The organism is Lacibacter sp. (assembly GCF_035299325.1).
Taxonomy (GTDB): Bacteria; Bacteroidota; Bacteroidia; order Chitinophagales; family Chitinophagaceae; genus Lacibacter.
The window spans coordinates 51,402-65,744 of record NZ_DATGWT010000033.1 but is presented as its reverse complement, the minus strand read 5'-3'; the positions used below and the strand labels follow the sequence as shown (position 1 = coordinate 65,744).

Sequence of the window (14,343 nt, the reverse complement as noted above, 5' to 3'; positions counted from 1 at the left end):
AAACCCAAACCTGTATCTACATGAAAAAGCCATTATTCTTCGACGATCAGGCGCATATTGCCGAACAATTTACCATTGTTGAAGACCACACCAGCCAGTTAGCCGCTTTAGCTTTTCACAAAGTAAATGCTTACAAACTTTCTTTGCAGAACCAGGCTTACTGTATGAGCCGGGCCGAGCTTCACGATCTCCTTCAATCAACGCTGTTCAACTATGTTCACCCCTGCACGGTGTTGCAGATGGTCAGTTATTTCGACGACAGCAGCGATAATTGATTTTTATTTTTATTTGTCGGTTCATTGCTGAAATTTGCAGGAACTATCAGTTGAAAGATAGCGATGTGAAGTATGCATGATATTGAACCATTTTACAACTGGCGGCATATTTATGTGAGCGAAGAAGATGAGCACTCACCGTTCTATGGCCGTCAATACTCCGAGTTTGAGTACTCTCAAACTGTTTACAATTACTATATCCATCCGCAATGGGATGAGTTTGGCAGCCGTACGTTGTACCTGAAAATATTGATGGCCGATTACGCCGAGCAATATGCCATCATCGAAATGCTGGGCGAGTGGAACGATGCCATTGAAAATGATATCATGGAACTGAAGCGGGAGGTGATCGATAAATTGATGGCGGAAGGCATTTATAAATTTATCATGGTAGCTGAAAATGTACTCAACTTCCACAGCAGCGAAAAAGATTACTACGAAGAATGGTATGAAAACTGTGCTGATGAAAATGGCTGGACTATCATCCTGAACATGCCTGAACAGACACAGTACGATTTCAAAAAACTAAAACTCAACCGTTATCTTGAACTGATGGAACTCGATAACTGGCGTATTTATAAACCTTATCACCTGTTTAAAAAAATTGATGGAGAACTTAACCAGCGGTTATTGGTTTAAGAAACGGGGAAAATACCCTTTAGTAGGTACAGCATATGTCATTTTTAAAAGTAAAATTTGCATCGTGTAATTCGCTTTTCATTCCCAAACCAAATTGTATGTATCAAAAAAAACTTTTTACAGCATTGTTTATTTCTGCATTGAGCATTACGTCTTTAGTTGCGCAGTCAACACTCGATGAGCAATCGGGAGGCAGCGCACCCGTGAACGTGAAACCACCGGCTGAAAAAGCGGATAAAAACAAAATGAATATTGTAAAAGTGAACCTCATGGCACTCGCTTTTAAAAACTATTCATTTCAGTACGAGCGTGTATTAACAAAGAAGATCTCAGTAGCCGTTGGTGTTCGAAGCATGCCATCAGGGAACTTACCATTTGTGGACAATTATGCTGACGATATTGCTAATGGAGATGCAGATCTTGAAGCAAATATCCGTTCATTAAAAGTTGGCAACTTTGCCATTACTCCGGAGGTGCGTTTCTACCTTAACCAGAAAGGGTATGGCCGTGGATTCTACATTGCACCTTACTACCGTTATGCAAAATTCAATTCAGACGAATTGCCGATAACATTTGATGGTGATGCAAACACAACAAAAACCATCAAGTTAAAAGGAGACATTACAACTCATAGTGGTGGAGTTATGATTGGTGCGCAATGGCATTTAGGTAAAGTTGTTACGTTGGATTGGTGGATACTTGGGGCACATTATGGAACAAGTAATGGAACGTTAAACGGTGTACCATCATCCAGTCTTTCGGCAAACGAACAAACTGAAATTAAAAATACAATTGAGTCGTTGGATCTTCCACTAACAAAAATTACTGCCGAGGTAAGTGCGAATAATATCAAAGCCATTATTGATGGCCCCTGGGCCGGAGTAAGAGCAGGCCTTACAATCGGTATTAAGTTTTAATCATTAGCATAAATAATGATATTTAAAAATGCCCCGGAAAAGGGGCATTTTTTATTACATTAATCATATAACCTGTATTTTGAACCTGTTCCTACCCTAAATTTGCAACGGCTTTCCAAAACAACTTTTATGACATTCAAGCAGATGTTCACTTCTTCCATCGGGAAAAAATTGGTAATGGGTCTTACAGGCTTGTTCCTTATTACATTTTTAATCGTACACGTTAGCATCAATGCCTGCGTTTTCGCAGACTTGGTTAACCCGGATGATAACGGCCAGATGTTTAATAAAGCAGCTCACTTCATGGGTTCAACGGTGCTCATCCGTATTATGGAGGTTGGCTTAATGGCCGGCATTTTACTGCACATCATTCAAGGTTACATGCTGGAATTGCAGAACAGACAAACAAGATCTGTTGGTTATGATGTTTCCATGGGAAGCAAAGGCAGCAAATGGTATAGCCGCAGCATGGGCCTGTTAGGAACATTGCTTTTGTTATTTTTTGTTTTGCATTTCAGTCATTTTTGGGTGCCTGCACGTTTTACACATGCGGGTCTTGATATACCTGTAAACTACAATGGTGTTGATATGCACGATATGTTTGGTTTAATGAAAGTAACCTTCAGTGAATTGTGGGTGGTAATTGCTTACCTAATAGGCTGCTTCTCGTTGTTCTGGCATCTGATGCATGGTTTCCAAAGTGCTTTCCGCACGGTGGGCGTTAGCAACAATCGTTATCTCCTGATGTTAAACACGGTTGGTATTGGTTTTTCCATTCTTGTATCGGTATTATTTGCTTTGATGCCAATTGCTTTTTACCTGAAATGGATTGATTAAGTTTTTTGTTGATGCCTGCAACAATGTTCAAGTGTGCGACGCAACAAAAGCCGAACAGATAACACAAAAGCTGACTACACAAAAAATACCTTATAACTTGTACGATAAACGAATTTGATACGATATGCTCAATTCAAAAATTCCTGCCGGTCCGTTAGATACTAAATGGGTAAACTATAAAAACACCTGTAAACTGGTGAACCCTGCCAACAAACGCAGTCTTGAAGTGATTGTGATTGGTACAGGTTTGGCCGGTGCATCTGCAGCAGCTGCATTAGGTGAACTTGGTTATAAGGTGAAAACATTTTGTTTCCAGGACAGCCCACGCCGTGCACACTCTATTGCTGCGCAAGGTGGTATTAATGCTGCCAAAAACTATCAGAACGATGGTGACTCGGTTTACCGTTTGTTTTATGATACCATTAAGGGTGGCGATTACCGAGCACGTGAAGGAAATGTACATCGTTTGGCGGAAGTAAGTGCCAACATCATTGACCAGTGTGTTGCACAAGGTGTTCCTTTTGCACGTGAATATGGTGGTTTGTTGAGTAACCGTTCTTTTGGTGGTACACAGGTACAACGTACATTCTATGCTGCAGGCCAAACAGGTCAGCAGTTATTAATAGGCGCTTACCAGGCTTTGGAGCGCCAGATCGCATTGGGTAATGTAACGCAGTATTCACGTCATGAAATGCTGGACATTGTAATGATCGATGGCAAGGCACGTGGTATTATTGCACGTAACCTTGTAACAGGTGAACTGGAACGTCACTTCGGTCATGCAGTACTGTTATGCAGCGGTGGTTATGGTAACGTATTCTATCTTTCTACAAACGCCATGGGTAGTAACGTTACTGCTGCATGGAAAGCGCACAAGAAAGGAGCGATGTTTGCCAACCCTTGCTTTACACAAATTCACCCGACCTGTATTCCTGTAAGTGGTGATCATCAGAGTAAGTTAACCCTGATGAGTGAATCGCTTCGTAACGATGGCCGTATTTGGGTGCCAAAGAAACAAGGTGATACACGTAAGGCCAATGAAATTCCTGAAGAAGAAAGAGATTATTATTTAGAGAGAAGATATCCTGCATTCGGTAACCTCGTTCCCCGTGACGTAGCAAGCCGTGCAGCAAAAGAACGTTGCGATGCCGGTTACGGTGTTGGTACAAGTAAGCAAGCTGTTTATCTTGATTACGCAGCTGCCATTCAGCGTTACGGAAAAATTGAAGCAGGTAAGCGTGGCATTAATGCCGATGCCGAAACCATTACACAAATGGGGAAAGATGTAGTGAAAGAGAAGTATGGTAACCTGTTCGACATGTATGCAAAGATTACCGGCGAAAACCCATACGAAGTGCCGATGCGCATTTACCCTGCGGTACACTATACCATGGGTGGTTTGTGGGTAGACTATGAACTGATGACAAATATCCCCGGCTTATATGCATTAGGTGAAGCAAACTTCAGCGATCATGGTGCAAACCGTTTGGGTGCAAGTGCGTTGATGCAGGGTTTGGCTGATGGATATTTCGTTATCCCTTATACAATTGGTAATTATCTCGCCGATGAGATCCGCACCAAAGCAATACCAACGGATCATCCTGCATTTGCTGAAGCAGAGAGTAAAGTTCGTGACCGCATTCACATGCTCATGAATATTAAAGGAACAAAAACTGTTGAAAGTTTTCATAAGCGTTTGGGTAAGATCATTTGGGACAAATGTGGGATGGCCCGCAATGCCGAAGGTTTAAAACAGGCGATTAAAGAAGTGCAGCAGTTGAAGAATGAGTTCTGGAGCGATGTACGCATACCAGGCGAGATTAACGAAATGAATCCTGAACTGGATAAGGCCAACCGTGTAGCCGACTTTATTGAGTTAGGCGAGTTAATGTGTATTGATGCGTTGAATCGTGAAGAAAGCTGTGGCGGTCACTTCCGTGAAGAGCACCAGACAGAAGATGGTGAAGCATTACGTCATGATGACAAGTACATGTATGTAGCTGCATGGGAAATGAAAGGTGATCATGAATGGCAACTGCACAAAGAAGAGTTGAATTATGAAGTGGTGAAACCGAGTCAGAGAAGCTACAAGTAATTTGAAAATTTGATGATTTGAAAACTATAAAGACAATAGCACTATTTCTTAGTCTTTATTTCTCATCATCAGCACAAACAGTTCTTTCAAATATTCCTGATTCAGGGAAGACAATTGCTGCATTCATCCCTAAAGGATATGATACGATTGGTATTGCAAAAGGAGACTTAAATAAAGATAATATAGACGATATCGTTTTGGCCTTAAAGTACAAAGATGAAGATACTTTTGAAATGGATGAAGAACCGAAACGAATTCTGTTGGTGCTATTGATGTCAAATAAAGGGTTAAAGGTAATAGGCAAATCTGAAAATGTACTGATGTGCAGGCATTGTGGAGGAATGTATGGCGATCCATTTTCAGCAATGGATATAACTAAAGGGGTTTTATCTATTCATCATTATGGCGGAAGTTCTTGGCGTTGGTCAGAAGTGAGAAAGTTCAGGATGAATCAAAATGGAATGTCTTTAATTGGTGCAACATCAGATCTTTTTTGGAGTATGCAGGCATGTAATGGAAGTGAGATTGGTGATGCAGGAAGACAGTTCAGGGATGTAAATTTTGTTACATGTGACGAAGAAATTATTGAGCGGACAGTAGAATGTAAACTTATCAAACAAGTTAAACAGAAAATAAAACGAAGGCCTTTAGTGAAACTGGAGGATTTCAATTTTGAAGAAGAATACTAACATATAACCATCAAACTATTTTTGAATGGAACATAAAAATATCAATGTAAAACTGAAAGTTTGGCGCCAGAAGAACAGCAACGATAAAGGTTCATTTGAAACCTACGATGCAAAAAACATTTCACAGGAGATGAGTTTCCTTGAAATGTTTGATGTGTTGAACGAAGAGCTGATCGGCGAAGGGAAAGACCCAATTGCTTTCGACCATGATTGCCGTGAAGGTATTTGTGGTATGTGCAGTATGTACATCAATGGCCGTCCGCACGGTCCCTGGGAAGCAAACACAACTTGTCAGTTACACATGCGTGCCTTCAACGAAGGTGATACCATTGTGGTTGAACCCTGGAGAGCCAACGCATTTCCTGTGATCAAAGATCTGATGGTAGACCGTTCAGCGTTCGACCGTATCATTCAGGCGGGAGGCTATATCAGTGTAAACACCGGTAATGCCGTTGATGCAAATGCGCTGCCCATTGATAAAGCAAAAGCAGATGCTGCCTTTGCTGCTGCAGCTTGTATTGGTTGCGGTGCTTGTGTAGCGGCTTGTAAGAATTCATCGGCTATGTTGTTTGTGAGTGCAAAAGTGGCTCACCTCAACCAATTGCCACAGGGTGAACCGGAAAAGAAAACACGTGTGCTCAACATGGTGGCGCAGATGGATAAAGAAGGTTTTGGTGCCTGTACCAACACCGGTGCCTGCGAAGCTGTTTGTCCGAAAGAAATTTCGCTCACCAACATTGCACGCTTAAATGCTGATTATGCAGCTGCAAGTTTAACTGCAACAAAATAAAATTGCCGTTGTCTGTTCACCCAAAGTATGACCGCACAACACTTAAACGAAAAGACTTCCTTATGGAGGTCTTTTCGTTTTTTGGGAAGACCACCGGGGTTTTAAAAAAACCGGAGGTCTTATTAGCACAATAAATTCTATTTTTATGCATTCTTATCCTGAAAACCACTGACTTATCAGAAAACTCGCTTTTTTCATCGCCTTATTGCTTTCCTCCCTGCTGTCGTTTGCACAGCAGCCCAACTCCTTATCGAATTTGCGTAGTAAGAAAATCAGCACAAAAACAAGTTCGGTTAAGCTCGATAGTCTGAGTATTGTTCCAAAATCTGTCATTATTCCGGGTATTGGATTAGAGCGTTTTACTGTGGATGAAGTGAATGGCCGATTGTTTTGGATAAATCCGCCAGCAATGGATTCTATCATGATCACCTATCGTGTGTTCCCATACAAACTCAATGCGCAGGTGCAGCGCATGAATTTTGAAGATGTAAAAAATAATTTTCTCACAGCGCCTATCACCATCGATCAAAATACAGGTTTTGGAAAAAGCATGTTCGATTTTGGCAATGTGAATTACAACGGAAGTTTTGGTCGTGGTATATCATTTGGCAACAACCAGGATGCTGTTGTAAATGGTGTTTTGAATATGCAGATCAATGGCGTGATAGGTGACAGCATGTTGTTATCAGCTGCATTGACTGATAATAATATTCCTGTACAGGCAGAAGGAAATACGCAACAGTTGAATGAGTTTGACAGGGTGTGGATTCAATTGAAAAAGAAAGGCTGGCAACTTAACCTTGGTGATATTGATATCAGACGAAACGATGCTTACTTCCTCAGCTTCTTTAAACGACTGCAGGGTCTTTCTTTTCAGAACGAATCAAATGTATTCAAACAAGGGAAGAATACAACTATGCTGTCGGGCGCTATTGCAAAGGGAAAGTTTAACCGTTATGTTTTTCAAGGGCAGGAAGGTAACCAGGGACCGTATCGTTTACAAGGTCCAAATGGTGAATTATTTTTTATTGTACTTGCAGGGACGGAGCGGGTGTTTATTGATGGCGAATTAATGCAGCGTGGTGAAGACCAAGATTATGTGATCAATTACAACACGGCTGAAATAACATTTACTCCACGACGCATGATCAACAAAGACCGGCGTATACAAGTGGAGTTTGAATATGCAGATCGCAATTTTCTCAACTCACAATTCTTTGTCGGGAATGAATTGAAAGTAAATCAGAAACTCACGTTCAGAGTTAACGCCTTTTCAAATGCGGATTCAAAGAACACATCCGTTAACCAGTTTTTGACAACAGAGCAAAAGCAGTTTTTGTTTGATATTGGTGACCGGGTAGAAACAGCATTATATCCATCCATTGCCAAAGACACCTTTGCAGCCAACAAGATCGTGTATCGGTTGGTCGATTCAACAGTTAACAGCATTTCATATGATTCTGTGTTGGTGTACACAACCGTTGATCAACCCGACGTATACACTGCATCGTTTACCGATGTTGGTTTTGGCAATGCTGATTATGTGCTGGAAGAAGCAGGAGCAAACGGAAGAACATTCAAATGGATCGCCCCGGTAAATGGCATACGGCAAGGAAGGTATGCACCGGCTGTGCGTTTGGTGGCACCACGTACGCAACAAATGATGACTGTTGGAACAGATTATCAAATCACGAAAGAACTATTGGTAAAATCAGAACTTGCGATCAGCAGGTTCGATATAAATACACTTTCAAGAAAAGATAAAACGAATGACGATGGGGTGGCTGGTCGAGTGGCATTACAGTACAATAACAAGTTCAAAGGCAATCCGCAAAAACCATTGACGTATAAACTCAACAGCAGTTATGAATTTGTGCAGGAAAGTTTCCGTGCATTGGAACGCTTGCGCCCGGTTGAATTTACAAGGGAGTGGGGGCTTCCCATTTTTCTGCAACAGGAAAAAGAACAGATCATCAGTGCAGGTTTGGAGCTGATGCGTACAACCAATCACCGCTTCAGTTATAACATACAGAATTATCAACGTGGCTTCCTGTTCAAAGGTATTCGTCATGCAGTACAGCATAGCTTTCAACAAAAAGGATGGACGTGGACAGGCAATATCAATTATTCATCTACCGATAGTGGCCGCAACAAAGGTTTTTTCCTGCGACCAACTGTTGATCTGAAAAGAAGATTTGATAAGCTTGATAAAATTGAACTCGGGGGACAATATTATTTAGAACACAGTGAGACCCGTAACCGTATTACTGATTCTTTATCATCACTCACATTCATGTGGGATACATGGACGCTTTACCTGCGTTCAAAAGAAGCATCTAATAAATGGGGATTGAATTTCTTTACACGTCGTGATAAACTTCCGCTTGGAAAAGCTTTGGAACAAACCGATCGAAGCTTCAACTACAACGCTTACGTTGAATTGATGAGTAGTGAAAAACATCAGTTCCGTTTAAATGCAACAATAAGAGAATTGAAAGTATACAATAGCCAGCTGACCGGACAAAAACCTGAACGTTCTGTATTAGGCAGGGCTGAATATTTTGTGAACGAATGGAAAGGAATGCTTACCGGTAATATTTTGTACGAAGCCGGTAGCGGACAGGAACAACGCCGTGATTATTCTTTCCTGGAAGTACCTGCGGGTCAAGGTGAATTTACCTGGAATGATTATAATACTGACGGCATTCCACAGCTAAACGAATTTGAAGTAGCGCTATACCAGGACCAAGCCCGTTACATTCGTGTATTTACACCCACACTTGATTTTATACGTGCCAACTACAACCAGTTTAACTACAGTGTAAATCTTAATCCAAGAGCTTTGATCGATCTGAACAAATCAAAAGGAATGAAAAAGTTCTTAACACGTATCACACTGCAATCAGGTCTCCAGATATTCAAAAAAGAGATCTCGGATAAAAACATCAACCTCGATCCATTCTCAAAACCAAAAGCAGATACCAGTCTTATTTCATTAAGTTCTGTTTTAACCAACACATTGTTCTTTAACCGCACAAGTAATGTGTGGGGTGTAGATCTTACACATGTGCAGAATGTTGGTCGCTCCATTCTCACCTATGGTTTAGAAACACGAACATTGCGTGATCTTTCGGGTCGCATCCGTTGGAACCTCAGTAAAAATTTTTCAACAAATGTATTGGTAAAGTCTATCAAAAATCAATTGGAAACGCCCAAGTTCGGCAACAGGAACTATGATCTTGCACAATGGGTAACCGAACCATCCATCAGTTTCCAGAGCGGCACCAAATATCGTTTCTCATTAAATTATAAATACGAGGATAAACAAAACGAGGAAGGACAAAAGGAACGTGCTGTCATCAATTCCATTATTACAGAGATGCGTTACAATGTACTTTCAAGCAGCACCATCAATGGTAAATTTCAATTCAGTAATATCAAGTTCAATGGTGCTACTAATTCTACCGTTGCATTTATTATGCTCGATGCGTTATTACCCGGCAAAAACTATTTATGGAATATCGATTTTACCAGGAGACTTGCCAATAACATGGAAATCAATTTCACCTACGAGGGAAGAAAACCCGGTGAAGCAAAAGCTATTCATACAGGCAGGGCAAGTGTAAGAGCGTTGTTTTAAAACCTTCGTTCCTGCCTTTTACGGCTAGGCATTTCAACATCTTTTCTTTTTATCATTAAAATTAATTTGTCAATCATAACGCTATGGTCTGACGGTTTTCAACCGTGCCGACCAATATAAAAAAGAGCGGTGGAAGAATCCACCGCTCTTAATAAACCATCAACGTGTATGTATGCTTAGCTAAATAAACCGCCTTTACGTAATGTCTTTGAACCTTCACCAATTTTGAAACCATTGTTATAGATCTCAACTTTGTAAGCACCTTCTACAAATTTCGCACCTGGTTTCCACTCAATTGAAACAGGAGTTGTTTTACCTGCAGCGAAAGTAAGAGTTGACATTTTTGTAAACACTCTTTCACCTTCTTCTCTAGTTGTGAAACGACCGCTACCCAATGCTTCATTGCTTACCACTTGTCCTGTAGGATCAGTGATCACTACATAAACATCTTTTGTACCTTCTTCACCAACACGGTTGAATACGTTGAATGACAAACGGATTTTATCAACACGCTTTGCAACATCTTTTTCTTTTTCTTTACCGTTACGACGCTCGTCGATTGTTACGATGTTGATGTTTGAAGCATTCAATGTAGAAGCTACATCCAGTTTTTCCTCAACCACTTTCTTTTCAGCAGAAGTTTGATCGTACTGCACCTGTAAAGCTTCTTTCTGAACTGTCAATTCCTGCTTGTCTGTTTTCAATTGCAGGTTTTCACCACGCAATGTTTCAACTTCTACTACAAAACCACTGATCTTTTCATTCAATTCGTTGATCAAACGTTTTGCTTCAGCAAGATCAGCTGCTGTTTTATTTTGCTTATTCAGTAAAGTCTGAATACGCTTTTTCATGTTACCGATTTCGCTGTCTTTCGTTTTAACCAAGCTGTCCATGCTGGCATTCATGCTTGTTAATTCGTCAAGACGTTGCAAGGCAGAATTGTATTCACCCTGGATTGCACTTTTGCTGCTGTCGCTTGTGCTCAATTGTGCCTGTAACTGAGTTGTTACTTCTTTGGTTTTTGACTTGTCCCAGATAATATAACCCCATGTGCCAAGTAAAGCGGCAATTAATAATCCGTAGATCAAACCACGGTTACTGTTCTTAGGCGCTGCAGGTGGATTATCCTGGGGAGCTGCGGAAGGATAGTTTGAATAAGACATACTGTTTGATTTTTAATTTTTAAAATTTATTTTTATTTCATGGCTAACCAACAACACATACAACCCGACCACATCCTGGTACTCGATATCGAAACAGTACCACAATTTGAATCGTTTGAAGAGCTGCCGGAACTATGGAAAGTTCTCTGGGCAGACAAAATTTCCAAAACCATGCCAGAAAATTTTTCGCCAGCTGAAATGTATGAACAAAGAGCGGGAATTCAGGCTGAATTTGGCAAAATAATCTGCATCAGCACAGGCTATTTTTATACCGATAAGGGTGGAAGACTGTGTTTTCGATTAAAATCTTATGCAGGAAATAATGAACAACAGCTGTTAGCTGAATTTATTAATGCTGTTGATAAGTTCTACAAAACAAATCCTGCCATGCATTTTGCCGGGCATAATATTAAAGAATTCGATATTCCTTACATCAGCCGTCGTATTCTCATCAACGGACTAAACCTGCCTTCTTTTCTTCAATTCAGTGGTAAAAAACCCTGGGAAACAAACCTGGTAGATACCATGCAGCTATGGAAGTTTGGCGATTATAAAAATTATACTTCACTTAACCTCCTGGCACATTGCTTAGGTATTCCAACGCCTAAAGAAAATACTGACGGCAGTCAGGTTAAAGAAATTTATTATGTACAAAAAGATCTGCCCCGTATTGTCGAGTATTGCCAGAAAGATGTGATTGCAACGGCCCAGATTTTTCTACGGCTGCAACAATTACCTTTGCTGCCGGCTGAAAATATTTTTATTGCCGACCAGGTAAAATGAGTGTAACCAAAATTCTTAACGACTGGAAAAAGAAAAGCTTTAAACCTGTTTACTGGTTTGAAGGGGAAGAAGATTTTTACATTGACCAGTTGGTTGATGCAGCAGAGCATCACATTTTAAGTGAAGCTGAAGCTGGATTTAACCTTTCTGTTTTTTATGGAAAAGATGCAGCGTGGAGTGATGTGGTGAATGCATGTATGCGCTATCCGATGTTTTCTGATAAGCAGGTGGTGATCCTGAAAGAAGCACAACAGATGAAGGATATTGATAAGCTGGAAAGCTATATCAACAATCCTTTATCATCAACCATTTTTGTTGTTGGCCATAAGGAAAAGAAAGTAGATGGCCGCAGTAAGCTTGCCAAACTGTTGAAAGAAAAAGGTGAGGTACTCAGTACAAAAAAAATGTACGATAATGAATTACCTGCCTGGACGCAAGACTTCATTGAAAGCAAAGGTTACCAGCCCACACAAAAGGCCGTTCATTTATTGGTTGATCATATTGGTAACGATCTCAGCCGTATAGCCAACGAAGTTGATAAAGTGATTCTTAACCTCGGAAACCGAAAAACAATTACGGATGATGATATTGAAAACTTTGTCGGCATCAGCAAAGAATACAATGTGTTTGAACTGCAGAATGCAGTTGGCAAAAAGAATTTAGCGAAGGCTTTGCAGATCGTGCAGTATTTTGAAAGTAATCCCAAAGCTGCACCTATTCAACTGATTCTGCCATCACTCTACAGTTATTTCTCCAAAGTGTTTATGCTGTTTGGTGCGCAGGGCGATGATAAAGCGGTCGCTGCTCAAACAGGCATCAATGCCTGGTTCATGAAAGATTATAAAGCCACGGCATCGGTGTACGGATTTGAAGGTGTGCAATCAGCTCTATTATTAATGCATCATTACAACTTAAGAAGCGTTGGGGTGGGAGATGTGGGTACAGAAGATGCATCGCTGTTAAAAGAAATGATCTATAAGATGATGATGTAAGATAATGTGTAATGAATGATGAGTGATGAATCCTGACGCATACGGTTGCACCAACACATCCCGAACAAAGAACATCCATTACCTTCGCAGCAAATCAGCAATCGCAAATTTAAAATCATAAATCAGCCATGGCTTTAATGAAATCGATCTCCGGCATTCGTGGTACCATTGGTGGTGCACCCGGCGATAATCTTACTCCTGTTGATATTGTAAAATTCACGGCAGCATACGCAACTATCTTGGGCAAAGGCAAAAAAGTAATCGTTGGTCGTGATGGACGTATGAGTGGTGAAATGGTGCGCAGCCTTGTGGTGAATACTTTGCTGGGAATGGGTCTGCATGTAATTGATCTGGGATTAAGTACAACACCAACCGTTGAAATGGCCGTAAAGTTTGAAGGGGCAGATGGTGGTATAATTCTAACGGCATCGCACAACCCAAAACAATGGAATGCCTTAAAGCTCTTGAACGAAAAAGGTGAATTCATCAGTGCTGAACTTGGGCAGCAAATGCTGCAGATCGCCGACAAAGAAGCATTTGATTTTGCAGGCGTTGATGAACTCGGCACTTACTCAGCTGATGATACTTTATTGCAAACACATATTGATGCCATCCTTGTTCATCCGTTGGTTGATAAAAAGATCATTGCAGAAAAGAATTTTAATGTTGTAATCGATGCCATCAATAGTTCAGGTGCCGTTGCAGTTCCTGCATTGCTGGAAGCATTGGGTGTAAAGAACTATACTGTTCTTCATGCAGAGATGCACGGCAATTTTGCACACAACCCTGAACCGCTTGCAGAAAACCTCGTTGACCTTTGTACGGAAGTGGTAAAACAAAAAGCCGATCTTGGTATTGCAGTTGATCCTGATGTTGATCGTTTATGTTTTGTAAGCGATGATGGAAGTTTGTTTGGCGAAGAATATACATTGGTTGCTGTTGCTGATTACGTCTTATCAAAACAAAAAGGTAATACCGTTTCTAATCTTTCATCCACACGTGCATTGAAAGATGTAACAGAGAAACATGGTGGTGAATATTTTGCCAGTGCAGTTGGCGAAGTGAATGTGGTGAAGATGATGAAAGAAGTAAACGCCGTCATTGGCGGCGAAGGAAACGGTGGCATCATCGATCCGCAATTGCATTACGGAAGAGATGCGCTCATCGGAATTGCTTTATTCTTAACACATCTGGCACAATCAAACAAAACAACAGCAGCACTTCGTAAGTCGTACCCGGATTATTTCATGAGCAAGCAAAAAATCGATCTGCCAAAAGAAACGGATGTAAAGGCACTGCTGGTGAAAGTGAAAGATCAATATGCTGCACAACCTGTAAATACAGTTGATGGTGTAAAGATTGAGTTTGACAAAAGCTGGGTGCATTTACGGAGCAGCAATACTGAACCGATCATCCGGGTTTATTCTGAAGCATCAACAACAGAGAGAGCAGATGCTTTGGCAAATGATGTAATGAATACAATTAAAAGTTTGATGTAAGATACGGTGAGCCACCCTTGAACA

At 40.8% G+C, this 14,343-nt stretch carries 12 protein-coding genes; 11 read left to right on the top strand and 1 reads right to left on the bottom strand.

The annotated features are described in order from the left end of the window. Positions 1-20 precede the first annotated feature (20 nt). From VK159_RS18585 to VK159_RS18550, 8 genes are all read left to right on the top strand, one after another. The gene (locus VK159_RS18585) at positions 21-275 is read left to right on the top strand and encodes a hypothetical protein (protein ID WP_324231670.1); all 255 of its coding nucleotides are present in this window, start codon (positions 21-23) and stop codon (positions 273-275) included. Positions 276-347: 72 nt separating this feature from the next. After that, positions 348-914, top strand: coding sequence for a hypothetical protein (locus VK159_RS18580; RefSeq protein ID WP_324231669.1), 567 nt, complete (start codon positions 348-350; stop codon positions 912-914). 98 nt (positions 915-1,012) lie between these two features. Next, positions 1,013-1,831 carry a DUF3575 domain-containing protein gene (locus VK159_RS18575; RefSeq protein WP_324231668.1) on the top strand — a complete coding sequence of 273 codons (819 nt, stop codon included), beginning with the start codon at positions 1,013-1,015 and terminating at the stop codon, positions 1,829-1,831. A 129-nt stretch (positions 1,832-1,960) separates the two neighbouring features. Beyond that, a complete protein-coding gene (locus VK159_RS18570; RefSeq protein ID WP_324231667.1) occupies positions 1,961-2,668 on the top strand; it encodes a succinate dehydrogenase cytochrome b subunit in 708 nt (235 codons plus the stop codon). 124 nt (positions 2,669-2,792) lie between these two features. Further along, complete coding sequence (locus VK159_RS18565) at positions 2,793-4,763, top strand: fumarate reductase/succinate dehydrogenase flavoprotein subunit (RefSeq protein ID WP_324231666.1); 1,971 nt, start codon at positions 2,793-2,795, stop codon at positions 4,761-4,763. Between the two features lie 17 nt (positions 4,764-4,780). Then, the gene (locus VK159_RS18560) at positions 4,781-5,452 is read left to right on the top strand and encodes a hypothetical protein (protein WP_324231665.1); all 672 of its coding nucleotides are present in this window, start codon (positions 4,781-4,783) and stop codon (positions 5,450-5,452) included. 25 nt (positions 5,453-5,477) lie between these two features. After that, the gene (locus VK159_RS18555) at positions 5,478-6,242 is read left to right on the top strand and encodes a succinate dehydrogenase/fumarate reductase iron-sulfur subunit (RefSeq protein ID WP_324231664.1); all 765 of its coding nucleotides are present in this window, start codon (positions 5,478-5,480) and stop codon (positions 6,240-6,242) included. Positions 6,243-6,498: 256 nt separating this feature from the next. Further along, positions 6,499-9,882: a hypothetical protein gene (locus VK159_RS18550; RefSeq protein WP_324231663.1), complete on the top strand. Its 3,384-nt coding sequence runs from the start codon at positions 6,499-6,501 to the stop codon at positions 9,880-9,882. A 176-nt stretch (positions 9,883-10,058) separates the two neighbouring features. Here the strand turns inward: VK159_RS18550 and VK159_RS18545 are convergent, their stop codons facing one another. Beyond that, positions 10,059-11,045 carry a hypothetical protein gene (locus VK159_RS18545; protein ID WP_324231662.1) on the bottom strand — a complete coding sequence of 329 codons (987 nt, stop codon included), beginning with the start codon at positions 11,043-11,045 and terminating at the stop codon, positions 10,059-10,061. A 39-nt stretch (positions 11,046-11,084) separates the two neighbouring features. Here VK159_RS18545 and VK159_RS18540 point away from each other — a divergent pair, with 39 nt between their 5' ends. From VK159_RS18540 to glmM, 3 genes are all read left to right on the top strand, one after another. Continuing rightward, positions 11,085-11,828: a 3'-5' exonuclease gene (locus tag VK159_RS18540; protein WP_324231661.1), complete on the top strand. Its 744-nt coding sequence runs from the start codon at positions 11,085-11,087 to the stop codon at positions 11,826-11,828. Continuing rightward, a complete protein-coding gene (gene holA, locus VK159_RS18535; protein ID WP_324231660.1) occupies positions 11,825-12,820 on the top strand; it encodes a DNA polymerase III subunit delta in 996 nt (331 codons plus the stop codon). Before VK159_RS18540 ends, holA begins: the two co-directional genes overlap by 4 nt. Before the next feature lie 128 nt (positions 12,821-12,948). Then, entirely contained in the window at positions 12,949-14,319 is a 1,371-nt protein-coding gene (gene glmM / locus VK159_RS18530) for a phosphoglucosamine mutase (protein WP_324231659.1), read from the top strand. The last annotated feature ends 24 nt before the right edge of the window (positions 14,320-14,343 follow it).